The organism is Mameliella sp. LZ-28 (genome assembly GCF_012274245.1).
Lineage (GTDB): Bacteria > Pseudomonadota > Alphaproteobacteria > Rhodobacterales > Rhodobacteraceae > Antarctobacter > Antarctobacter albus.
The window spans coordinates 136701-157983 of the sequence record NZ_JAANYX010000002.1; the positions used below are offsets into that span (position 1 = coordinate 136701).

A 21283-nucleotide genomic window follows, 5' to 3' on the forward strand; every position below is an offset into this window, starting at 1 on the left:
CCCAAGATGGCAAGATTTGTATTCCCGTCACGTTCTGCCCTGCTGCGCGACTCCAGCGCGATCGGACGTTTCGTCCGTGACGAGAGCGGCAACATCACCATCTATTCAGTCTATATCGCTCTGCTGGCCATGACGATCATGGGCGCCTCTGTCGACCTGATGCGGCAAGAGGCATCCCGGGCGCGGCTGCAAACGACGCTGGACCGCGCGGTGCTGGCCGCCGCCGACCTGGACCAGTTCCAGGATCCGACCTTCGTGGTCAACGACTACGTCGGCAAGGCGGGGCTGGATGCCTTTGTCACCAGTGTCATCGTTACCCAGGGCGTGAACGAACGCACGGTCAGCGCCGATGCGGCGTCCAGCCTGTCGACCCTTTTCCTGCGCATGTCCGGCCAGGATGTCCTGCCTGCCAACGCGCTGGCCACTGCCGAGGAACGCATCGCCAACGTCGAGATCAGCCTGGTGCTGGATATTTCCGGGTCGATGCGCTGGAACGGGCGCCTGGACAACCTCAAGCCGGCGGCCAAGAACTTTGTCCAGAAGGTCATGTCGGAAAGCACCGAAAGCGTCACGACCCTGAACCTGATCCCCTTCGCGGGCACGGTGAATCCGGGCGACGAGATGTTCGAGTATTTCCGCGGCGAACGGCCCTCTGTCCCGGTGGTCGAACCCGAGGTGCCCGAAGGCGGCACGCCGGATTTCTTCCCGCCGTGGGAGCAGGCGATCTCGAACATCGTGATGTATTTCGACACCGACGGTGACGATATCTTTGACCGAGCGCACAAGATCGAGTCCTTTCCCGAGGATGCCCCGCGGGACGTCGACGCGTTCTTTCGCGGTGCGGCGGCCTATGCGGTTGCGCATGACTCGAAGCTCAGCTCGTCCAGCGAGTTCCTGGGCATCTCGATCAAGGGTGGTACGCAGACCACGCGCTATTTCACCGTGCGCGGCGATTCCAACGGTCCGGCGTCCGATCTTGGTCCGACCAAGAACAATGGCAAGATCCCCGGCTCGACCTTCAGCTATGGCAGCATCGACTACGAGACATGGGAAACCTCCTACGATGGTCCGGGCGCCGCGCAGGGCCTGGTCGAGATCAACATCAACATGCCGTCCAGCTGTATCGAGATCGACGGGTTTGAATTTGCGAATTCCAACCTGCCCGTCTCGGACGAATACGTTCCCCATTTCCATCACTGGGACGAAGATCCCGAAGTGATGGACTGGGGCTGGTGTCCCGAGGACGACACGGCGATCCAGTATTACTCGGATGACGCGGCCAGCCTTCTTCAGTTCATCGACGACATCCGGATGCATGACGGCACGGGCGCGCAATTCGGAATGAAATACGCGCTGGCCTTGCTGGATCCGACAACCCGCGACGCGGTCAGCCACCTGATCTCCGAAGGCGTGATCGAGGCGCGTTTCCAGGGGCGCCCGATCGACTGGGACGATCCGGAGACCGAAAAGTACATTGTCCTGATGACAGATGGCCAGGTCACCGACCAGTTCCGTCCCAACGATCCTTACGCTCCGATCAATGGCGAGGTGGAATTGCTGAACCAGGGGTCGGCCAGCTATCACGTTCGGACCGGGCGGGCATCCAACCTCGATCACCTCTACCAGCAGTGCGACCTGGCGAGACAGCTGGGGGTCACGGTCTTTACCATCGCCTTCGAGACATCGGTCGCGGCTGCCGAGGAAATGCGGCTCTGCGCCTCTTCCGACAGCCATTTCTTCCATGTCCACGGTGCCGAGATCATCGACGCTTTTGACAGCATTGCTCGTCAGATCAACAATCTGAGGCTGATTCAATGAGGGCCTCAACCACGCCGATTGGTAGTGCGGCCTATCCGATTGGATATGCCAGGCCGCTACAAACACGGAAAAAAACCAATACTGTACCGGTTTCGGCCTCAATGCAGGCACATTTGTTAACCATTCCCTACCGTGGCCAGAAGGGCCTGTGGAAGTGGGAGAATGGTCATGGACCTATGCCAAGCGAAACACGGACGGACGCGCCGATTTCTGAAACCCGAAGACGGAAACGTCACGGTTTTTTCCGTCTTCATGTTGCTGCTGACCCTCGTGATCTCCGGAGCTGCGGTGGACATCATGCGGTTTGAAGCGACACGTGCCCAGATGCAGACGCAGATGGACCGCGCCGTGCTGGCCGCGGCGGACCTTGACCAATACCTGTCCTCGGACGCGGTTGTCCGCGACTACATGGACAAGGCCGGAATGGAACACGTCCTTTTGGGCACCCAGATCGACTGGGGACTCAACCACCGGACGGTCAAGGCCTGGGGGGAAACCACCATCCCCACCTATTTCCTCAAGATGAGCGGCTATGACAGCCTGACGCCACCGGCGCTGAGCGTTGCCGAGGAAAAGATCGCAAACGTGGAAATCAGCCTGGTGCTGGATATCTCGGGGTCGATGCGCTGGAACGAGCGCATGGTTCGGCTCAAGCCTGCGGCGCAGAACTTTGTCCACAAGGTGATGACAGATGAGACCAACGGCGTGACCACGCTGAACCTTGTCCCCTTCGCGGGCCAGGTTAACCCGGGCGACATCCTTTTCGACTATTTCCGCGGCGAACGCCCGGACATCCCCGATCCGGATCCTGAACCCACTCCCGATCCAGAGCCGGTGGTCGACGACGGTGACTATTTCCCCCCGTGGGACCAGGCGATCTCGAACATCGTGATCTACTTCGACACCGATGGCGACGATATCTACAACCGCGCTCACAAGATCGAAGATTTCCCCGAGATCGCCCCGCGAGATGTCGATGACTTCTATCGTGGAGCGGTGGCCTACATGATTGCCCACGACAGCAAGCTGAGCGATCCCGGCCAGTTCCTGGGCATCTCTATCAAGGGCGGGACGCAGCGAACGCGGTATTTCCAGGTCAAGGGCAACCAGAACGGGCCGGACTCGGACCTGGGCCCGACCAGCAACCGCGGCAAGATCCCCGGCAGCACCTATAGCTACGGCACGATCGACTATGCCGCCTGGACAGAGTCCTACGTTTCACCGAACATGGGTGATCTGGCCGCCGGCGGGGATACGACAGACGAAAGCGCCGACGATCCGATCCACATCAACATGCCCTCCTCCTGTGTCGAGATCTACGGCCCGGAGTTCGACACCACCGAACTGCCATTGTCCGACGACTATGTCCCGCATTTCCACCACTGGGAGATCGACGAAGAAGTCATGGACTGGGGCTGGTGTCCGGGTGAGCAGATGGCCGTGCAGTATTACTCTGCCGACCGCGACGCGCTGTTGCAGTTCATCGCGGACATGCGGATGCACGACGGAACGGGCACCCAATATGGCATGAAGTACGGGCTGGCCCTGCTCGATCCCTCCAACCGGGACGAGGTCAGCCACCTGATCGCCAATGGCCTGGTGGATGCGCGTTTCGAAGGTCGCCCGATCGACTGGCACGACCCCGAGACGGAGAAATACATCGTGCTGATGACCGATGGCCAGACGACGGACCAGTTCCGTCCGAACGATCCCCGCGACCCCGTCAACGGTGAGGTGGAACTGCTGCAGCAGGGCGCGGGTGCGTACTACAATCTGGCGCTCCAGTCCACGAACAAGACCAACCTGCAAAAGCAGTGTGACCTGGCGCGTCAACGTGGCGTGACCGTGTTCACCATCGCCTTCGAAACCGATGACGCGGCAGCCGCCGAAATGCTCTCCTGCGCCTCTTCGGCCAGTCACTTCTTCCACGTCCAGGGCGCCGAGATCTACGAGACCTTCGATACGATCGCGCGCCAGATCAACAACCTGAGGCTGATCCAATGACCCACCGTCTGATTGAAATGCTCAAGGGGTTCCGCCGCGACGAAGAAGGGTCGAGCACGATCGAATTCTCGATCTATTTTACGGTCTTCTTCTTCATCCTCGCGGCAACGGTCGAGATGGGCTACATGAACTTGCGGCACGCGCTGCTGGAACGGGGGGTGGATCTGGCGACGCGGGAAATTCGGCTGAACACCGGCGCCATCCCCACCTACGAGGAAGTGCGGCAGAAGATCTGCGACGAGGCGGTCATCGTGGACGGCTGCACCGAGAACCTGCGGTTGGAAATGGTGCAGGTGGACCCGCGCAACTTTACCGCCATTCCGCTGGTCGCCGATTGCATCAACGCCGAGGAAGACCCGCGCCCGGTCCGCAATTTCGTGCCTGGGCTGGACAACCAGCTGATGCTGTTGCGCGCCTGCCTGAAGTACAAGCCAGCCATGCCGACCACCTCATTTGGCATGGCCCTGCCCAAGGACGCGCAGGGCTATGCGCAGCTGGTCGCCACATCCGCATTCGTTCAGGAACCGAGGTAAGTGCCATGAACCGCTCTTCGATCCTTTGTCACCTGCGCCGCTTCTCCTCCGACACCCGGGGCAACGTCGCACTGGAAAGCCTGATCTGGCTGCCTTTCATCCTCTTCGTGCTGGCCGCGACCTTTTCGCTGCACGATGCGTTCCGTTACAAGGCGCTGAATACCAAGGCGGCCTACACGATCTCCGACGCCATCTCGCGCGAGACGGACCCGATCGACGCCTCCTACCTGGATGGGATGATTGAACTGCTGGATTTCCTCGTGCGACCGGGCGGAGATTCCTCCCTGCGGGTGACTTTGGTCCGCTACAACGACAACGATGGCTCCTACGAGGCCGAGTGGTCACAGACCCGGGGCAGTTTCAGCGCGTTGCAGACGGCGCAGGTGACGGACATGTACGATCAACTGCCTCACATGCTGCACAATGAACGGGTGATCGTGGTCGAGACCGAGACCTATTACGATCCGCCCTTTGCTATCCCCGGGCTGACCGGTGCGGGGCTGTTCTACAATTACGGCTTCACCCGACCGCGCTTTGCCCCCAAGATTGTCTGGAGTGACGGCTGAACGCTCAGCCGCCTGCGCCAGGCACGAAAACGTCATGTTCCGTCGCCTGGGGGAATTGATCCCGGGCGGCGAGGCTGCTTTGCTACGCCCCGGTACTGTTGGAGGGGGCGATGCGCTTTTCCGGTTTGAAGGTTCTGACCCAGGGGCTGACGGGCAACCGTGGCTGGCGCCCGCATTGGCGCGATCCCGCGCCCAAGCCCGAGTATGACATCGTCATCATCGGTGGCGGCGGTCACGGGCTGGCCACCGCGTTCTACCTGGCCAAGGAACACGGACTGACCAATGTCGCCGTGCTGGAAAAGGGCTACCTGGGCGGAGGCAACGTCGGTCGCAACACGACCATCGTTCGCGCAAACTATGGCCTGCCTGGAAACTCCGAGTTCTATTCCCATTCCCTGAAGCTCTGGGAGGGCATGGAGCAGGAGCTGAATTTCAACACCATGATGAGCCAGCGCGGGGTGCTGAACCTCTGCCATTCGGACGGGCAGCGCGACGCCTTTGCCCGGCGCGGGAATGCCATGCGCAACCAGGGCGACGATGCCGAGCTGCTGACCCCCGACCAGGTCCGCGAAAAGGTGCCCTATCTCGATTTCGACAACGGGCGTTTCCCCATATACGGCGGGCTGTGGCATTCGCGCGGCGGCACGGCGCGGCATGATGCGGTGGCCTGGGGCTATGCCCGCGGTGCGGATCAGCGCGGCGTGGATCTGATCCAGAACTGCGAGGTGACGGGCATCGACACCGAAGCCGGACACGTGACAGGCGTGCAGACCACGCGCGGCGCGATCCGTGCCAAGAAGGTGGGTATCGTCGTGGCGGGCCGCTCGGGGCAGGTGGCGGGCCTTGCCGGCATGCGTCTGCCGATCGAAAGCCATGTCCTGCAGGCCTTTGTCACGGAGGGGCTGAAACCCTGTATCGACCATGTCGTGACCTTCGGCATGGGACATTTCTATATCAGCCAGTCCGACAAGGGCGGGCTGGTTTTTGGCGGCGACCTGGATTTCTACGCGTCTTACGCGGCGCGGGGCAACCTGCCGATGCAGGAACACGTGATGGAGGCGGCGATGACACTGATGCCGATGATCGGCAAGGCGCGGGTTCTGCGATCCTGGGGCGGGATCATGGACATGTCGCCAGACGGCTCGCCCATCATCGACAGGACCGGGATCGATGGCCTCTACCTGAATTGCGGCTGGTGTTACGGCGGGTTCAAGGCGGTGCCGGGCTCGGGATTTTCCTTTGCGCATCTGATCGCGCAGGATCGGCACCACGAACCGGCAGCGCGGTTCCGGCTTGACCGGTTCAGCACCGGGCGCGGGATCATGGACGAAGAAGGGACGGGCGCGCAGCACAACCTGCACTAGGCGCGGATCGAAAGGGCGGAAGATGGGTATTTTGGCCAAGAAGAAGCTGCAAGGGATCGCGCTGGCGGGGATGGTCGCCCTTGCGGCGGCGCCGGTGGCGGCCGAGGACATCCGCCCGGGCTGTTACACGCGGTTCTATTCCGACGCGCATTTGCGGGACCAGCCGGCACAGGTCGTGCGGGCAGTGCGGCTTTGGGTCGGGCCCTGGATGACCGAGGTCGCGCGCGAGGCGCGGATCGAGGTCGTGCCCGCCAACCAGGGCCATGCGCGGGGGGCGCCCTGGGTTGGGGCACGGTTGCAGCAGTTCCTGATCTGCGGCACCGAGAGTGGCGCGCCGCTCTGCCAGGTCGAATGCGATGGCGGCCGGATGGAAGTCACGAAGCAGGATGCACAGGGCATGGTGTTCCGGACGCGGTACATGGTGGTCGGCAATACCGGTGAATGCGGGGGCGTGATGGACATGGCCGAGGTCCCCGGCCAATGGGTCAGCTACCGGCTCTACCGCGCAGACGCCTCTGATTGTTCGGGGATGTGACGCCATGCGATTGACCTGTCCCATATGCGGCGACCGTGACCGGCGCGAGTTCTACTACCAGGGCGATGCCGCGATGCTGGCGCGGCCCGATCCCGCCGCGCCTGTGCAGGACTGGGCCGACTGGCTGCACCTGCGCGACAACCCGGCAGGGCGCACGCGCGAGCTTTGGTATCACGAGGCCGGGTGCACATCCTGGCTCGTGGTGGAGCGTGACACGGTCACGCATGAGGTGTTTTCGGTCGATCTGGTGGAGCGTGTCGATGCGGATTGACGGCAAGGGCCGGGTGGATCGCAACCGCCCGGTGAATTTCACCTTTGACGGCAAGGCTTTCGGCGGGTTTGCCGGGGATACGCTGGCCTCGGCGTTGATGGGGGCGGACGTGCGCCTGGTGGGGCGCAGCTTCAAGTACCACCGCCCGCGCGGGGTGCTGACTGCCGGGTCCGAGGAACCCAACGCGCTGGTCACGGTGCGCAGCGGCGCAGCGGCCGATCCGAACACCCGTGCCACCGTGCAGGAGCTTTACGAGGGGCTGGAGGCGGTCAGCCAGAACCGCTGGCCCTCGCTCGATTTCGACGTGCTAGGGGTCAACGACCTGGCCGCGCCCTTCTTTGGGGCCGGGTTCTACTACAAGACTTTCATGTGGCCCAAGAGCTTCTGGGAAAAGCTTTACGAACCGATGATCCGGCGGGCCGCCGGGCTGGGGGCGTTGTCGGGCAAACCCAATGCTGACCGCTACGAAAAGGCCTATGCCTTCTGCGACGTGCTGGTGATCGGCGGCGGGCCTGCGGGTCTGATGGCGGCGCTGACGGCGGCGCGGGCCGGGGCGGAGGTGATCCTGGCCTCCGAGGATTGCTGTTTCGGCGGGAGGTTGCAGGCCGAGGACGAGACGGTCGATGGCGATCCGGGCGCGACATGGGCCACCGCCCTGGCCGGAGAACTGGCGACGATGGAAAACGTCCGCCTGATGCCGCGCACCACCGTGACCGGCGCCTACGATGGCGGCACTTATGGGGCGCTGGAACGGGTCGCGCAGCACCTGGTCGATCCGGGCGATGCACCCATCGAGTGTTTCTGGCGGATCGCGGCAAGGCGCGCGGTACTGTGCTCCGGCGCGCTGGAGCGGCACATCGCCTTTCGCGACAACGACCGGCCCGGCGTGATGATGGCGGGGGCGTTGCGCGCTTATCTGAACCGCTGGGGCGTGGCGCCGGGGCGCCGGGTGGTGGTCTTTGGCAACAACGATGACGCGCATCGGACGGTGCGGGACATGCATCTGGCAGGGCTGGAGGTCGTGGCTCTGGTCGACAGTCGCCACGACGCGGAAAACATGGCGGGGGACGTGCCGTTCTACCCGGGCTGGCAGGTTGCGCGGGCGCATGGCGCCAAGGGGCTGGAGGCCGTGGACCTGATCGGGCCGCAGGGCGCGTTCAAGCGGGTGCAGGCCGATGCGCTGGGCGTTTCGGGCGGCTGGAACCCTGCCGTGAGCCTGACCTGCCATCTGAACGGGCGACCCGTCTGGGACGACCGCATCGCGGGTTTTGTCCCGCGCGAGGGCGCGGTGCCAGGGATGACCGTGGCCGGGGCCGCGCGCGGCACCTTTTCTACCTTGGCCTGCCTGCGCGAAGGCGCCGAGGCAGGGCGGGAGGCGGCGCAGGCGCTGGGATTCAGCGGCGAACTGCCGGTGATCCCGGTGGCGGAGGACGAGGCCTACCATGTGCGCCGTCTCTGGGCGGTGCCGGGCAAGGGCCGCGCCTGGCTGGATTTCCAGAACGACGTGACCGTGAAGGACGTCAAGCAGGCTGCGCGCGAGAACTATCGCAGCGTTGAGCACATGAAGCGTTACACGACGCAGGGCATGGCCACCGACCAGGGCAAGAGCTCGAACGTGCAGGCGTTGGCGATCCTTGCGGACGCCACGGGCCGCGACATTCCCGAGACGGGGACGACAACCTTTCGCCCGCCCTATGTGCCGGTTTCCATTGCCGCGATGGGGGCCGGGTCGCAGGGCAAGGGGTTCGCCCCGCAGCGGTTCACCACCTCGCACGAGGCCAGCGTGGCGCGCGGCGCACCGATGGTGGAGGCGGGGCTTTGGTATCGCCCCTCCTATTTCCCGCAACCGGGCGAAAAGACATGGCGCGAAGCCTGCGACCGCGAGGTGAAGATGGTGCGTGAGAGCGTGGGCATCTGCGATGTCTCGACCCTGGGCAAGATCGACCTGCAGGGGCGCGACGTGGGTGCATTCCTCGATTTTGTCTATACCAACACCTTCTCGACGCTGAAGCCGGGGCGCGTGCGTTACGGGCTGATGCTGCGTGAGGACGGGCATGTCATGGACGACGGCACCAGCGCGCGACTCACGGAAAACCAGTGGGTCATGACCACGACCACCGCCGCCGCGGGCGAGGTGATGAAACATCTTGACTGGGTGCGGCAGGCCTACTGTGGCGCGATGGATGTTCGGTTCATCTCGGTCACCGAGCAATGGGCCCAGTTTGCCGTGGCCGGACCAAAGTCGCGCGAGTTGCTGAACGGGCTCTTGGACCATCCGATCGACGACGGCAGCTTTCCTTTCATGCAATGCGGTCCGGTCAGTATCGGTGGCCTGGCGGCGCGGCTGTTCCGGATCAGCTTTTCCGGCGAACATGCCTATGAGATCGCAGTGCCCGCGCGCTATGGCGCCAGCCTTTTCGAGGTACTGCTGGGCCGGGCCGAAACTCTGGGCGGCGGGCCCTACGGGATGGAGGCCCTGAACGTGTTGCGGATCGAGAAGGGCCATATCACCCATGCAGAGATCCACGGACGCACGACCGCCTTTGACATCGGCTTTGCGCGTATGGTCTCGGCCAGGAAGGACTGTATCGGCAAGGCGCTGGCCGCGCGCCCGGGCATGGTCGAGGATGACCGCGAACAGTTGGTGGGCCTGAGGCCGGTGACCACGGGGCGCGAGCTGACTGCCGGGGCGCATCTTTTCGACAAGGGGGCCGATGCGGTGCGGGTCAACGATTTGGGCTATATCACCTCGGTCGGGTTCTCGCCGTCCTTGGGCACTTTCCTGGGGCTGGGGTTTCTCAGGAACGGACGCGCGCGGCATGGCGAGGAGATCAGGATGGTGGATCATGTCCGCGGCATCGAAGAGACCTGTATCGTGACCGATCCGGTGGCCTTTGACGAGGATGGAGGGCGGTTGCGTGGTTGATCTGACGGCTCTGGCGCCCTGCAGTGGGCTGTTGCCGCTGCGCAAGGGCAGTGTGACGCTGAGCGAACTGGACCCGGGGCGGATCACTTCTCTGATGCCGTTCGGTGGGCAGCGGGCGGCGCTCTCTGCGGCGCTGGAGCGCGCACATGGGCTTGGGTTTCCTGCGCCGGGCAGGGTGACCCAGACCGAGGGCGCGACCTGTCTCTGGACGGCAAGAGACCAGGCGTTCCTGATGGGGCCCGACCCGGATCCCGCGCTGGCAGACCATGCCGCCATGACGGACCAATCCGATGCCTGGGCGGTTGTCCTGCTGGCCGGTGAGGATTCCGAAGACGTGCTGGCCCGCCTTGTCCCCATCGACCTGCGCCCGGCCGCCTTTCCCGAAGGTTCCGCGGCTCGGACGCTCTGCCAGCACATGACGGTCTCGATCAGCCGACGGGCCGAGGGTCTGCAGATCATGTGCTTCCGGTCGATGGCGCGGACGCTTGCGCATGAAATTGCCGATGTCATGGCCTCGGTTGCCGGGCGGCGGGCCGCGGGCTAGAACCCAGTTCAGTCTGGCAGAAAGGATACCGCCATGCGCGCATTGGTCATGATCGCTGTTCTCGGGTTCGGAGCGTCCACCGCCGTGGCGCAGGACGCCGACAAATGCGTCCAGACAGAGACCTGGTTCAACACGGCAGTACAGGCCCGCCTGGACGGAGACAGCAAGTCAAAGGTGCGCCGCACCATGACCCGGGAAATGGGCAAGGATGCTGCCGGGCAGCTGGTGGATTTCATCTTTCTGCTGCCCGAGGCACAGCTGACCCCCGACGTGGGCAAGGCCGCGCGTGCCCAATGCGAGGCACTCTGATCGCCGGTTGAGAGCCCTTGCTTCCGGGCATCGCTGAACGATATTGAGAGGCATGAGCCTCCCCCCCGGATTCCTTGACGAGTTGCGCAACCGCACCAGCCTTTCGCAGGTGGTGGGTCGCAAGGTGTTGTGGGACAATCGGAAATCGAACCAGGGCAAGGGCGACCTCTGGGCGCCGTGCCCCTTCCATCATGAGAAAACCGCGTCTTTTCATGTGGATGACCGCAAGGGCTATTACTATTGCTTTGGCTGTCACGCCAAGGGAGACGCAATTTCCTTTGTCCGCGAGACAGAGAATGTCAGCTTCATGGAGGCGATCGAGATCCTGGCCCAGGAGGCCGGGATGGAAGTGCCCAAGCAGGACCCGCGTGCCCAGGAAAAGGCAGACCGCCGGACCCTGCTGAGCGAGGTCATGGAACAGGCGGTGGGGTTCTTCCGTCTGCAGCTCAAGACTGGGGCAGGGACCGAAGCGCGCGCCTACCTGGCGCGGCGCGGCCTGGACGAGGCAGCGCTTGAACGCTGGGAAATCGGCTTTGCCCCGCCCGGCTGGGAAAACCTGCGCCAGGCGCTGACTGGGCGGGGTGTTGAGGTCGACCTGCTGCTGGGGGCCGGGCTGGTCCGTGCCTCTGACAAGGGGCGCGCGCCCTATGACGTCTTTCGCAACCGCATCATGTTCCCGATCCGCGACGGGCGGGGGCGGGCCATCGCCTTTGGCGGGCGGGCGATGGATCCGAACGACAACGCGAAATACCTCAACTCGCCGGAAACCGAGCTGTTCGACAAGTCGCGCAACCTGTTCAACCTCAAGCCCGCCCGCGAGGCAGCGGGCCGGGGGCAGCGGCTGATCGTGGCCGAGGGCTATATGGACGTGATCGCGCTGAGCGAGGCGGGGTTCACCGCTTCTGTCGCCCCGCTGGGCACCGCCGTGACCGAACCGCAGCTCCAGCAGATGTGGCGGGTCTCCAACGAGCCGGTGATCGCGCTGGACGGTGACAAGGCGGGCCTGAACGCGGCCTATCGGGTCATCGACCTGGCCCTGCCGCTGCTGGAGGCGGGCAAGGGACTGCGCTTTGCCATCATGCCCGAGGGCAAGGACCCCGACGATCTGCTGCGTGCCGAGGGACCAGAGGCGGTGGCCAAGGTGCTGGAAGGGGCTTTGCCGATGGTGCAACTGCTCTGGCGGCAGGAAACCGACGGGCTGGTGCTGGACAGTCCCGAGCGCCGTGCCGCGCTGGACAAGGCACTGCGGAGCCGGATCGGCAAGATCCAGGACCCCACGTTACGCCATCACTACGGCGAGGCGCTCAAGGAATTGCGCTACCACGCCTTCCGCCCGGCACGACCGCCCCGGCCAGACCGTCCGTTTCGGGGTGGGGGGCGTTTCCAACAGCAGGCTCCCGCCGTGCCGACCCCGGGTGCCAAGGCATCGCTGCTGGCCTCTGGCGGAGAAGAGGGCGAGCGGCGGTTGCGCCAGGAGGTGATCCTGGCGGCAATCCTGTCTGCGCCCGAGATTGCCGAGGATTTCGAAGGCCAGCTGGAGGACATGGCCTGTGCCGACGGCGAACTGGCCGCCCTGCGCGACGCGATCCTGCGTGGTCTGGGTGACAGCGACGGAATGCTGGACGTGGTCGAGGCCGCGCTGGGCCCCGAAGCCCTTGAAAACCTGCGGTCCGGACGCCATGTGGCCGTGGTGCCCTGTATCCGGGCACCCGGAAACGCCGAGCTTGCCCGGCTGACGGTTGCAGAGGAACTGGCCAAGCTGGCCGCGCAGGATGGCTGGCAGCTGGAATTGAAGGAAGCCCAGGAAGACCTCGAGGCGCGGGCCGACGAGGCGCTGACCTGGCGCCTGGCAGAGGCCGCGCGCGTGCGCGCACAGGCCGGACGCCGTCGCGACGAGGATGACGCCGAATATGACATTGGCCCCAACGGGGCCCCTATCGACCGCGAGGAACGCAGTGCGTTTGATTCGCTCCTGTCACAGATTCGCTTCGACAAAAGCCGCAAATAAGCAGCGAATTGGTGACGAACTGGTAAAGAAATATGGTTAGACGGGTGTGCGAATCACCGAATCGCGCTAATGAGTCGGTTTATCGAATCGCCCCCCGTTCCCGAGCCCCTCATCAGGAGAGCCGCATGGCAGCCAAGGACAACGAAGACGTAAAGTCCGAAGATCAGGAAGAGGAAATCAGCCTCGACATGAGCCAGGCGGCGGTCAAGAAGATGATCGCCGAAGCGCGCGAGCGCGGTTACATCACCTACGATCAACTCAACCAGGTTCTGCCGCCCGATCAGGTCTCGTCCGACCAGATCGAGGATGTGATGTCGATGCTCTCTGAAATGGGCATCCAGGTCACCGAGGAAGAAGAACAGGAAGAGGACGACAACAAGGGGTCGACCGAACTGGTCGAGACCAAGAAGGCCGGCGAGGTTGCGCTGTCTTCGGGCGGGCAGGAAAAGCTCGACCGGACGGACGACCCCGTGCGCATGTACCTGCGCGAGATGGGCAGTGTCGAACTGCTGAGCCGCGAGGGCGAAATCGCCATTGCCAAGCGTATCGAGGCGGGCCGGAACACGATGATCCTGGGCCTCTGCGAGAGCCCTCTGACCTTTCAGGCGATCACGATCTGGCGCGACGAACTTCTGTCCGAGGACATTCTGCTGCGCGACGTGATCGACCTTGAAACCACCTTCTCGGGCCAGATGGGCGAGGATGGAGAGGTCGAAGAGCCGGTGGTCGATACCGGGAACGTCGAAAATTCGGCCAAGCCCAAGAGCGATGAGCCTGAGTATGACGCCGACGGCAACCCCATCGCCAAGGAAGACGACGACGATGACGACGAGCAGGCGAACATGTCGCTTGCAGCGATGGAAACCGCGCTCAAGCCGCGCGTGCTGGAAACGCTCGACCGTATCGCCCGCGACTACGAGGAACTGGCCGAGATGCAGGACAGCCGGATCTCGGCGACCCTGAACGAGGACGGCTCTTTCTCAGCCGACGACGAGGCGCGCTATCAAAAGCTGCGTTCGGAGATTGTCGAGCTGGTGAACGGTCTTCACCTGCACAACAACCGGATCGAGGCGCTGATCGACCAGCTGTACGGGATCAACAAGCGCATCATGTCGATCGACAGCGCGATGGTGAAGCTGGCCGACCAGGCCCGCATCAACCGTCGCGAATTCGTCGAGGAATACCGTGGCCACGAGCTGGACCCCAACTGGATGGAGCGCATGTCGCAGAAATCCGGACGCGGCTGGCAGATGTTCATCGACCGGTCCTCGGACAAGGTCGAGGAACTGCGCGCGGACATGGCACAGGTCGGCCAATACGTCGGTCTGGACATCAGCGAATTCCGCCGCATCGTGAACCAGGTGCAAAAGGGCGAAAAGGAAGCGCGGCAGGCCAAGAAAGAGATGGTCGAGGCCAACCTGCGGCTCGTGATCTCGATCGCCAAGAAATACACCAACCGCGGGCTGCAATTCCTTGATCTCATTCAGGAAGGCAACATCGGCCTGATGAAGGCCGTGGACAAGTTCGAGTACCGCCGCGGCTACAAGTTCTCGACCTATGCGACCTGGTGGATCCGTCAGGCGATCACCCGGTCCATCGCCGACCAGGCCCGCACGATCCGTATTCCGGTTCACATGATCGAGACGATCAACAAGCTGGTCCGCACCGGCCGCCAGATGCTGCACGAGATCGGCCGCGAGCCGACGCCGGAAGAGCTGGCCGAAAAGCTGCAGATGCCGCTGGAAAAGGTCCGCAAGGTGATGAAGATCGCCAAGGAACCGATCTCTCTCGAAACGCCCATCGGCGACGAGGAAGACAGCCAGCTGGGCGATTTCATCGAGGACAAGAACGCGATCCTGCCGCTGGATTCCGCCATTCAGGAAAACCTGAAGGAAACCACGACTCGGGTTCTGTCCTCGCTGACGCCGCGTGAGGAACGCGTGCTGCGAATGCGCTTTGGCATCGGCATGAACACCGACCACACGCTGGAGGAAGTGGGCCAGCAATTCAGCGTGACGCGGGAACGGATCCGCCAGATCGAGGCGAAGGCGCTGCGCAAGCTCAAGCACCCGTCGCGGTCGCGCAAGTTGCGCAGCTTCCTGGACCAGTAGGCATATGTCGTTTCTGAAACGACTGTTTGGTGGCAATGGCGGCGGGGTGGAAACGCCCGCCGCCCAGACTGTGGAATACGAAGGCTTTCGGATCACGCCGCAACCGGTGGCGGAAGGCGGCCAATTTCGCATTGGTGCCCTGATCGAAGGCGAGTTGAACGGTGAACCCCGGACGCACCAGTTGATCCGTGCAGACATGATCCGCGATCGGGATGAGGCCGAAGAGGCCTCTATCCGGAAGGCGAAACAGATGATTGACCAAATGGGCGTTCGACTGTTCGACTGAAGCTAAACCGGGACGGCATGAACCTTGACGCAATGGCTGGGGCAATGGGCTCTGTTCGGGGTCTTGCCGGCCCGTTTTTACTTTTGAACCTGCTTGCGTTCTGCCTCTTCGGATTGGACAAGACGCGCGCACGACGCGGTCGCTGGCGCCTGTCAGAGAGAACGCTGCTGACGTTCGCAGCTGTTGGAGGCTCCATCGGTGCCAAGATCGGCCAGCGGGTATTCCGTCACAAGACGACCAAGCAACCTTTCGCTTTCGTGCTGAACGTGATCTGCATGCTGCACATGGCATTGGCAGTGCTTCTGGCGATGCCGTCCAGTCGAAGCTGGCTGCAGGCCGCGTTGACGGGTTAATCGGGCCGGCGCCACGGTCGGCTTCCGGCCCGCTCTCTTCAGGTCGTCAGATGCGCGTTGAAGAAGGCGATGGTGCGCTCCCAGGCCAATTTCGCCGCAGCCTCGTCGTAGCGCGGGGTCGAGTCATTGTGGAAACCGTGGTTCACGCCGGGGTAAATATGGGCGGTATAGGTCTTGCCGTGTTCCTGTAGCGCGGCCTCGTAGGCGGGCCAGCCTTCGTTGATGCGCTCGTCCAGTTCGGCATAGTGCAGCAAGAGCGGCGCCTGGATCCGCGGGACGTCCTCGACAGCCGCCTGCCGACCGTAGAACGGGACGGAGGCGCCCAGCTCCGGGTAGGCCACGGCCAGCGCATTGCAGACGCCGCCACCGTAGCAAAACCCGACGCAGCCGACCTTGCCCGTGGTGTCATCGTGACTGGCCATGAATTCATAGGCAGCGAAAAAGTCGTTCATCAATCTCTCGCGGTCCACCATGCGCTGCAGCTCGCGCCCGTCGGCGTCATTGCCCGGATAGCCGCCGACGCTGGACAGCCCGTCCGGCGCAAGGGCGATGAATCCGGCCTTGGCCACCCGGCGCGCAACATCTTCGATATAAGGGTTCAACCCGCGGTTCTCATGTACGACGACCACCGCTGGCAGCGGGCCGGTGGCATTGGCCGGTTTGACCAGGTAGCCGCGCACCGACCCGTGCCCGTTTGGCGATGGGTACTCGATGTATTCCGGGGTGATGTCGGGGTCGTTGAAACTGACCTGCTCGGCCAGGGCGTAGTTCGGTGATAGCATGTTAAGCAGCGCGGCCGCGGTCAGCCCGCCAACGGCGGATTTCCCGGCGCGGTCCAGAAATTCGCGCTTGGTGATGCGCCCGTGGGCGTAAAAATCATAGAGGTCCAGAAGTTCCTGGTCGAAATCCGCGGCCGTCATCCGGCGCGGCAGTGTCTGGTCGTTCATGGCAAGGCTCCCTGTGATCCGGGCCGGGCCGTTGCGGTTCCGGCGGCCGGATGTCACTAAGATAGGCGGGTCATTACGCCGGGGAAGGTCATGCCGCGGACAAGCTTCATCATCCGGACAGGGGGTGCCGGACTGTATGAATTCACCGAAGAGGTGACGCAATGGGCCGCCGCTGTCGGGGCGCAAGAGGGGCTGTGCACCCTGTTCCTGCGCCATACCTCGGCAAGCCTGCTGATCCAGGAAAACGCCGATCCGGATGTGCGGCGCGATCTGGATGCCTATTTCGCCCGATTGGTGCCACGCGCAGACACACCCGAAATGGACTACCTGACCCACCGCTGCGAGGGGCCGGACGATATGCCCGCCCATATCAAGGCCGCGCTCTTGCCGGTCAGCTTGTCCATCCCCGTGGTGCAGGGGCGGCTGGGGCTGGGTACCTGGCAGGGCATCTACCTTTTCGAACACCGGGACGCCCCGCACCGGCGCGAGGTCCTGGCCCACATCGGCGGGTGAGGTTTTCCGCCATTGTTCCGGGGGGGCGCGCTGGTAGACTGCGGTTCAAACCTGATAGGTTTTCCAGACCGTAACCGGGATTGAACTCATGCAACGCAAGACGAAAGGTCGGGCGCTTTTCGCCGTTGGCCTCCTGCTCGTCGCAGGCGGGGCCGGGGCGGTGATCGGTGTGCCTGAATACCTGGCCCGCACAGCGGCGGCAACCGCCTCGACCTGCCTCGAGGTCGAAAGCCGTGACCGCCTGTGCCGGTTCATCGGCGGACCGCTTCAGATGGCCGGAGAGCCGGTCTTCATCGAGAATTTTCACCACGCTTTCCTGCCGACACGGGCACAGATCGACTTCATCGACGCCAGTGGCGAAACCTGGTCGGCGCCTCCGCAGACATTGACCGACGGTGCCACCATCCCGGTGATCTTCGCGCCGTTGATCGGTGATCGGCAAAGCCGCGAATACCTGATGGCCGCTGCCCTGCACGATGCCTATTGCGGTGTCGGCAACGAGGAGCTGTCCACCTATCGCACGCGCGGCTGGCGCGAGGTTCATCGCATGTTCTACGAGGCGCTGCTGGTCAACGGGACGCCCCCCAAGAAGGCCAAGATCATGTATGCCGCCGTCTTCCTGGGCGGTCCGCGCTGGAATGAGCCGGACGTTTCCCTGGCGCATATCCCGGACGAGGTTCTGTTGCAGGAAATGGAATGGTGCCTGGAATGGATCGAGCTGGCCGATCCCACGCCCGAGGAAATCGAGCAATGGATGGAAGAGCGGGGCCAGTTGCTGCTATCGGGGGAGGCGCAGACCATACCCGCCTACCTGCGCGAGGCGTCCGACCCAAGGAAGTTCTGAACGTGAGCAAAGACACAGCGGACCGCTGGATCGCGGACCATGCCGGGGATCTCTCGGCCTGGTGCGCACGGATTTTCGACTATGGCGAACCGGCCTGGCGCGAATATCGCTCGGCCGAATGGTACGTCGCCCGGCTGCGCGAAGAGGGATTCGAGGTCGAGGAGGGCTCGGCCGGGATGCCCACCGCCTTTTGCGCGCGCTGGTCGCAGGGCGATGGCCCGATGATCGGCATGTATGCCGAATACGACGCGGTGCCGGCCAATTGCCAGGCCCCTGTGCCCTGGGAGGCCCCGCGCGAGGGCCTGGGCCCCTTGGCCGCTGGCCATACCGATCCGCATTCGGCCCTTGGCATGGGGGCGCTGGCGGGTGTCCTGGCCACCAAGGCGGCGATGCAGGCACATGGCATCCCGGGCGGATTGCAGATCACGGGCGAGCCGGCGGAAAAGGTGCGCGGCTCGAAACCGCTACATGCGGCGGCGGGATACTATGACGGGCTGGCCGCGATGCTGTCCTGGCATCCGTTCTACATGCTGCCGCTCTGCAATACCGTCCGTTGGGACACCCATTGCGGGGCGGCCTATGCTTTTGTCTACCGCTTTCGTTGCGAGGCGCCGCAGACCTGGATGCAGGGCAGCGATGGGGCGCCGCCGATCCCGCAAAGTCATTCCGACGTGCGCGCGCCGGGCGCAAACGACGCGCTGGTCATGATGTATCAGATGGGCCGCTCCCTGCGGGAGTCGATGCTGCCGCATCGCGGCGGCTGGTCCGTGTCTGAGGCGATCCTGTCGACGGGGCAGGCGACGGCGGACAACCTGCCGGCGCGGCAGGCCGACCTGCAGTACCTGATGCGCGTGCCCGACCTGCAGATGGCCGACCAGATCACCGCCCAGTTGGACCGGCTGGCCGAGCATGTGGCGCAGGTGACCGGCTGCACCGTGGAAAAGATCTGGGTCAGCAAGTCTCGCCCCGGTCTGCCCAATCATGCCCTGGCCGAGCTTGCCTGGGAGGCTCTGCAGGACGTCGGGGCACCGGACTACAGCACAGAGGCGCTGGACCTGGCGCGACAGGTCCAGACCGCCTGCGGGGCAGAGGCCACGGACGATCCGCTGATCCCCGAATGCACCCGTCTCATCGCACCGCAGGAGGCAGAGGCGATCCTGCGCCGGGATCTGCCTCCCGCCCAGCTGAACAGCACTTCGGATGATTACACCGACATGTGCTGGCACGCGCCCACGGCTCGGATCTACATCGGCCGCCCGGCGCTGCGCGGCGGCCCCTATCCGCCCTGGGCAATGAATGCGCTTGGCGGCATCCCTCAACTGATCGACCCGAGCGTGCAGACCGCTGGCCGCGTACTGTCGCGCACGGCGCTGCGCCTGCTGACGGACGAAACCGCGCGCGCAACCTGCTGGACAGAGTTCGAGGAGCGCCGAACAGCCAACCCGATCCCGCCGCTGGCCGACTATCCGGCACCGGTCGATCTGCCCTGGCCTGAATATGTTACCACGGCGCGCGGGCGGCACTGGCATATCCCGGGCTGAGCCAGGCTTTATCTAGCGGCGTCAAATCCCCTCTACCCAAATTATGGCGGCTGACCTATAGTGGCTGTGGATAAGTGGGGGCAAACCCCATGACCAGAGGCAGGAACACCAAGAAAAACGAGGGGATGGGCCCATGCGCTGCCCGTTTTGCGGAAATATCGACACCCAGGTGAAGGACTCACGCCCGGCAGAGGATCACGTTTCGATCCGGCGGCGCAGGTTCTGCCCCGCCTGCGGCGGTCGTTTCACCACCTATGAGCGGGTCCAGTTGCGGGATCTCGTTGTTATAAAGACGAACGGACGGCGCGAGGACTTTGACCGGGACAAGCTGGAACGCTCGATCCGGATTGCGCTGCAGAAGCGCCCGATAGACCCCGAGCGCATCGACCAGATGATTTCCGGCATCGTGCGGCGGCTGGAAAGCATGGGTGAAACCGACATCCCGTCGAAGATGATCGGCGAAATCGTCATGGAGACGCTCGCCCGGATCGACACCGTCGCCTATGTGCGTTTTGCCAGCGTCTACAAGAATTTCCAGGCCGCGGACGATTTTGACAAGTTCGTCAGCGAGTTGCGTCCAGAAACCCAGGCCGAGAAGTGATATCCGACGATCGGCGCCACATGGCCCATGCGCTGGCGCTGGGCCGTCGCGGCATGGGGCAATGCTGGCCGAATCCGGCAGTGGGCTGCGTCATAGTCCGCGAGGGCCGGGTCGTCGGGCGTGGCTGGACCGCGCCGGGCGGCAGACCCCATGCGGAAACCGAGGCGCTGGCGATGGCCGGCGCGGCGGCACAGGGCGCTACCGCCTATGTCACCCTGGAACCCTGTGCGCATCATGGCGCGACGCCGCCCTGTTGCGAAGCGCTTGCCAAGGCGGGGATCGCCCGTGTGGTGGCACCCATCGCCGACAGCGACCCAAGGGTGGACGGACAGGGCTTTGGCTACCTGCGCCAGCATGGCGTCGAGGTCACGACCGGCGTTGGCGCTGAACAGGCCCTCTCGGACCACGCGGGCTTTTTCCTGCGGATCGCCCAGGGACGTCCCTGGGTGACCTTGAAACTGGCCATGACGGTGGACGGGCGCATCGCCACGGCGACCGGCGAAAGCCAGTGGATCACGGGGCCTGAGGCCCGCCGCGCGGTTCACGCCCTGCGCGCCAGCCATGACGCGGTGATGGTCGGCGCGGGCACCGCGCGGGCCGATGATCCCCAGCTGACGGTGCGCGGCTTTGGCGACAGGCGCCAACCGGTGCGCGTCGTCGTCTCGCGGCTGATCGACGTGCCCTTGATGAGCCAGCTTGCGCAAAGTGGCCGTGACGTGCCGCTCTGGCTCTGCCACGGACCCGAGGCGCGCAGTGAATTGAAGACCGCCTGGGAGGGGGTCGGCGCCCGTCTGCTGCCTTGCCAGATCTCTGGTGGGCGTATCGATCCGCTGGCCATGTTGCGCGCGCTGGGGGCCGAGGGGCTGACGCGGGTCTTCTGCGAGGGCGGCGGACAGCTTGCCGCGTCGCTCTTGCTGCATGACCTGGTGGACGAGCTGCAGGTCTTCACCGCGGGCATGGCGCTGGGGGCCGAGGGCTATCCGGGCATCGGTGCCCTGGGGGTGGCGCGCCTGGACGAGGCGCCGCGTTTCGACCTTGTGGATGTTGTGGGTGCTGGGGCGGATATCCGACACGTCTGGCGCCGGCGTCAGAGCGCGTAATCCAAAGTGTTAACAGAAGGTTAATTGCGGCTGCACCTTGTTGACCAAGGGTCATCCGCATGTGGATAAGTCTGAAAATAACTTTTTATCAGGTGAATATGTCACTTAA

The 21283-nt window shown here is 64.0% G+C and carries 20 protein-coding genes; 19 read left to right on the plus strand and 1 reads right to left on the minus strand.

The window, feature by feature from the left end; genetic code table 11:
• Positions 1-6 precede the first annotated feature (6 nt).
• The 14 genes from G9Q80_RS01695 (at position 7) to G9Q80_RS01760 (ending at position 15628) form a co-directional block, all read left to right on the plus strand.
• Positions 7-1818 carry a TadE/TadG family type IV pilus assembly protein gene (locus G9Q80_RS01695; protein ID WP_088716360.1) on the plus strand — a complete coding sequence of 604 codons (1812 nt, stop codon included), beginning with the start codon at positions 7-9 and terminating at the stop codon, positions 1816-1818.
• Between the two features lie 168 nt (positions 1819-1986).
• Positions 1987-3822, plus strand: a complete 1836-nt coding sequence (locus tag G9Q80_RS01700; RefSeq protein ID WP_157903874.1) for a Tad domain-containing protein — start codon at positions 1987-1989, stop codon at positions 3820-3822.
• Positions 3819-4355 carry a TadE/TadG family type IV pilus assembly protein gene (locus G9Q80_RS01705; RefSeq protein WP_043144614.1) on the plus strand — a complete coding sequence of 179 codons (537 nt, stop codon included), beginning with the start codon at positions 3819-3821 and terminating at the stop codon, positions 4353-4355. Before G9Q80_RS01700 ends, G9Q80_RS01705 begins: the two co-directional genes overlap by 4 nt.
• Positions 4356-4360: 5 nt before the next feature.
• Entirely contained in the window at positions 4361-4921 is a 561-nt protein-coding gene (locus G9Q80_RS01710; protein ID WP_210426125.1) for a TadE/TadG family type IV pilus assembly protein, read from the plus strand.
• A 110-nt stretch (positions 4922-5031) separates the two neighbouring features.
• Positions 5032-6285 carry a sarcosine oxidase subunit beta family protein gene (locus G9Q80_RS01715; RefSeq protein WP_088716362.1) on the plus strand — a complete coding sequence of 418 codons (1254 nt, stop codon included), beginning with the start codon at positions 5032-5034 and terminating at the stop codon, positions 6283-6285.
• A 22-nt stretch (positions 6286-6307) separates the two neighbouring features.
• On the plus strand, positions 6308-6820 hold the full coding sequence (locus tag G9Q80_RS01720; protein ID WP_088716363.1) for a hypothetical protein: 513 nt from the start codon (positions 6308-6310) through the stop codon (positions 6818-6820).
• Between the two features lie 4 nt (positions 6821-6824).
• Positions 6825-7091: a sarcosine oxidase subunit delta gene (locus G9Q80_RS01725; protein WP_043144609.1), complete on the plus strand. Its 267-nt coding sequence runs from the start codon at positions 6825-6827 to the stop codon at positions 7089-7091.
• Complete coding sequence (locus G9Q80_RS01730; protein WP_088716364.1) at positions 7081-10017, plus strand: sarcosine oxidase subunit alpha family protein; 2937 nt, start codon at positions 7081-7083, stop codon at positions 10015-10017. Before G9Q80_RS01725 ends, G9Q80_RS01730 begins: the two co-directional genes overlap by 11 nt.
• Complete coding sequence (locus G9Q80_RS01735) at positions 10010-10561, plus strand: sarcosine oxidase subunit gamma (RefSeq protein ID WP_088670350.1); 552 nt, start codon at positions 10010-10012, stop codon at positions 10559-10561. The genes G9Q80_RS01730 and G9Q80_RS01735 overlap by 8 nt, the downstream gene beginning before the upstream one ends.
• Positions 10562-10594: 33 nt before the next feature.
• Entirely contained in the window at positions 10595-10870 is a 276-nt protein-coding gene (locus G9Q80_RS01740) for a hypothetical protein (protein WP_069208128.1), read from the plus strand.
• A gap of 52 nt (positions 10871-10922) precedes the next feature.
• Positions 10923-12878, plus strand: coding sequence for a DNA primase (dnaG, locus tag G9Q80_RS01745; protein ID WP_088670351.1), 1956 nt, complete (start codon positions 10923-10925; stop codon positions 12876-12878).
• A gap of 125 nt (positions 12879-13003) precedes the next feature.
• Positions 13004-14989 carry an RNA polymerase sigma factor RpoD gene (gene rpoD, locus G9Q80_RS01750; RefSeq protein ID WP_043144601.1) on the plus strand — a complete coding sequence of 662 codons (1986 nt, stop codon included), beginning with the start codon at positions 13004-13006 and terminating at the stop codon, positions 14987-14989.
• 4 nt (positions 14990-14993) lie between these two features.
• Positions 14994-15275 (plus strand): HlyU family transcriptional regulator, encoded by a 282-nt coding sequence (locus tag G9Q80_RS01755; RefSeq protein WP_088716365.1) that lies wholly within the window; start codon positions 14994-14996, stop codon positions 15273-15275.
• 17 nt (positions 15276-15292) lie between these two features.
• Positions 15293-15628: a DUF1294 domain-containing protein gene (locus G9Q80_RS01760; protein ID WP_198550023.1), complete on the plus strand. Its 336-nt coding sequence runs from the start codon at positions 15293-15295 to the stop codon at positions 15626-15628.
• Positions 15629-15666: 38 nt separating this feature from the next.
• On the opposite strand, the gene yghX is transcribed toward G9Q80_RS01760, so the two are convergent.
• Positions 15667-16575 carry a YghX family hydrolase gene (yghX, locus tag G9Q80_RS01765; RefSeq protein WP_088716366.1) on the minus strand — a complete coding sequence of 303 codons (909 nt, stop codon included), beginning with the start codon at positions 16573-16575 and terminating at the stop codon, positions 15667-15669.
• 90 nt (positions 16576-16665) lie between these two features.
• Between yghX and G9Q80_RS01770 the strand changes: the two genes are divergently transcribed.
• From G9Q80_RS01770 to ribD, 5 genes are all read left to right on the plus strand, one after another.
• Positions 16666-17088 carry a secondary thiamine-phosphate synthase enzyme YjbQ gene (locus G9Q80_RS01770; protein WP_088716367.1) on the plus strand — a complete coding sequence of 141 codons (423 nt, stop codon included), beginning with the start codon at positions 16666-16668 and terminating at the stop codon, positions 17086-17088.
• 88 nt (positions 17089-17176) lie between these two features.
• Positions 17177-17932, plus strand: coding sequence for a DUF1353 domain-containing protein (locus G9Q80_RS01775; RefSeq protein ID WP_088716368.1), 756 nt, complete (start codon positions 17177-17179; stop codon positions 17930-17932).
• A gap of 2 nt (positions 17933-17934) precedes the next feature.
• Positions 17935-19473, plus strand: coding sequence for a zinc-binding metallopeptidase family protein (locus tag G9Q80_RS01780; RefSeq protein WP_232788286.1), 1539 nt, complete (start codon positions 17935-17937; stop codon positions 19471-19473).
• A 133-nt stretch (positions 19474-19606) separates the two neighbouring features.
• Positions 19607-20074, plus strand: coding sequence for a transcriptional regulator NrdR (nrdR, locus tag G9Q80_RS01785; RefSeq protein ID WP_043144595.1), 468 nt, complete (start codon positions 19607-19609; stop codon positions 20072-20074).
• Positions 20074-21174: a bifunctional diaminohydroxyphosphoribosylaminopyrimidine deaminase/5-amino-6-(5-phosphoribosylamino)uracil reductase RibD gene (gene ribD / locus G9Q80_RS01790; protein ID WP_088716389.1), complete on the plus strand. Its 1101-nt coding sequence runs from the start codon at positions 20074-20076 to the stop codon at positions 21172-21174. The genes nrdR and ribD overlap by 1 nt, the downstream gene beginning before the upstream one ends.
• Positions 21175-21283: the final 109 nt, after the last annotated feature.

What these genes read in the sequence shown, in the direction of transcription:
- G9Q80_RS01715 (WP_088716362.1), top strand. Translation starts at nt 5,032, where the DNA reads ATGCGCTTTTCCGGTTTGAAGGTTCTGACCCAGGGGCTGACGGGCAAC.
- G9Q80_RS01700 (WP_157903874.1), top strand. Translation starts at nt 1,987, where the DNA reads ATGGACCTATGCCAAGCGAAACACGGACGGACGCGCCGATTTCTGAAA.
- G9Q80_RS01740 (WP_069208128.1), top strand. Translation starts at nt 10,595, where the DNA reads ATGCGCGCATTGGTCATGATCGCTGTTCTCGGGTTCGGAGCGTCCACC.
- G9Q80_RS01710 (WP_210426125.1), top strand. Translation starts at nt 4,361, where the DNA reads ATGAACCGCTCTTCGATCCTTTGTCACCTGCGCCGCTTCTCCTCCGAC.
- G9Q80_RS01755 (WP_088716365.1), top strand. Translation starts at nt 14,994, where the DNA reads ATGTCGTTTCTGAAACGACTGTTTGGTGGCAATGGCGGCGGGGTGGAA.
- G9Q80_RS01770 (WP_088716367.1), top strand. Translation starts at nt 16,666, where the DNA reads ATGCCGCGGACAAGCTTCATCATCCGGACAGGGGGTGCCGGACTGTAT.
- yghX (WP_088716366.1), bottom strand. Translation starts at nt 16,575, where the DNA reads ATGAACGACCAGACACTGCCGCGCCGGATGACGGCCGCGGATTTCGAC.
- G9Q80_RS01730 (WP_088716364.1), top strand. Translation starts at nt 7,081, where the DNA reads ATGCGGATTGACGGCAAGGGCCGGGTGGATCGCAACCGCCCGGTGAAT.
- rpoD (WP_043144601.1), top strand. Translation starts at nt 13,004, where the DNA reads ATGGCAGCCAAGGACAACGAAGACGTAAAGTCCGAAGATCAGGAAGAG.
- G9Q80_RS01725 (WP_043144609.1), top strand. Translation starts at nt 6,825, where the DNA reads ATGCGATTGACCTGTCCCATATGCGGCGACCGTGACCGGCGCGAGTTC.
- G9Q80_RS01760 (WP_198550023.1), top strand. Translation starts at nt 15,293, where the DNA reads ATGAACCTTGACGCAATGGCTGGGGCAATGGGCTCTGTTCGGGGTCTT.
- G9Q80_RS01720 (WP_088716363.1), top strand. Translation starts at nt 6,308, where the DNA reads ATGGGTATTTTGGCCAAGAAGAAGCTGCAAGGGATCGCGCTGGCGGGG.
- G9Q80_RS01695 (WP_088716360.1), top strand. Translation starts at nt 7, where the DNA reads ATGGCAAGATTTGTATTCCCGTCACGTTCTGCCCTGCTGCGCGACTCC.
- G9Q80_RS01705 (WP_043144614.1), top strand. Translation starts at nt 3,819, where the DNA reads ATGACCCACCGTCTGATTGAAATGCTCAAGGGGTTCCGCCGCGACGAA.
- dnaG (WP_088670351.1), top strand. Translation starts at nt 10,923, where the DNA reads ATGAGCCTCCCCCCCGGATTCCTTGACGAGTTGCGCAACCGCACCAGC.
- G9Q80_RS01775 (WP_088716368.1), top strand. Translation starts at nt 17,177, where the DNA reads ATGCAACGCAAGACGAAAGGTCGGGCGCTTTTCGCCGTTGGCCTCCTG.
- nrdR (WP_043144595.1), top strand. Translation starts at nt 19,607, where the DNA reads ATGCGCTGCCCGTTTTGCGGAAATATCGACACCCAGGTGAAGGACTCA.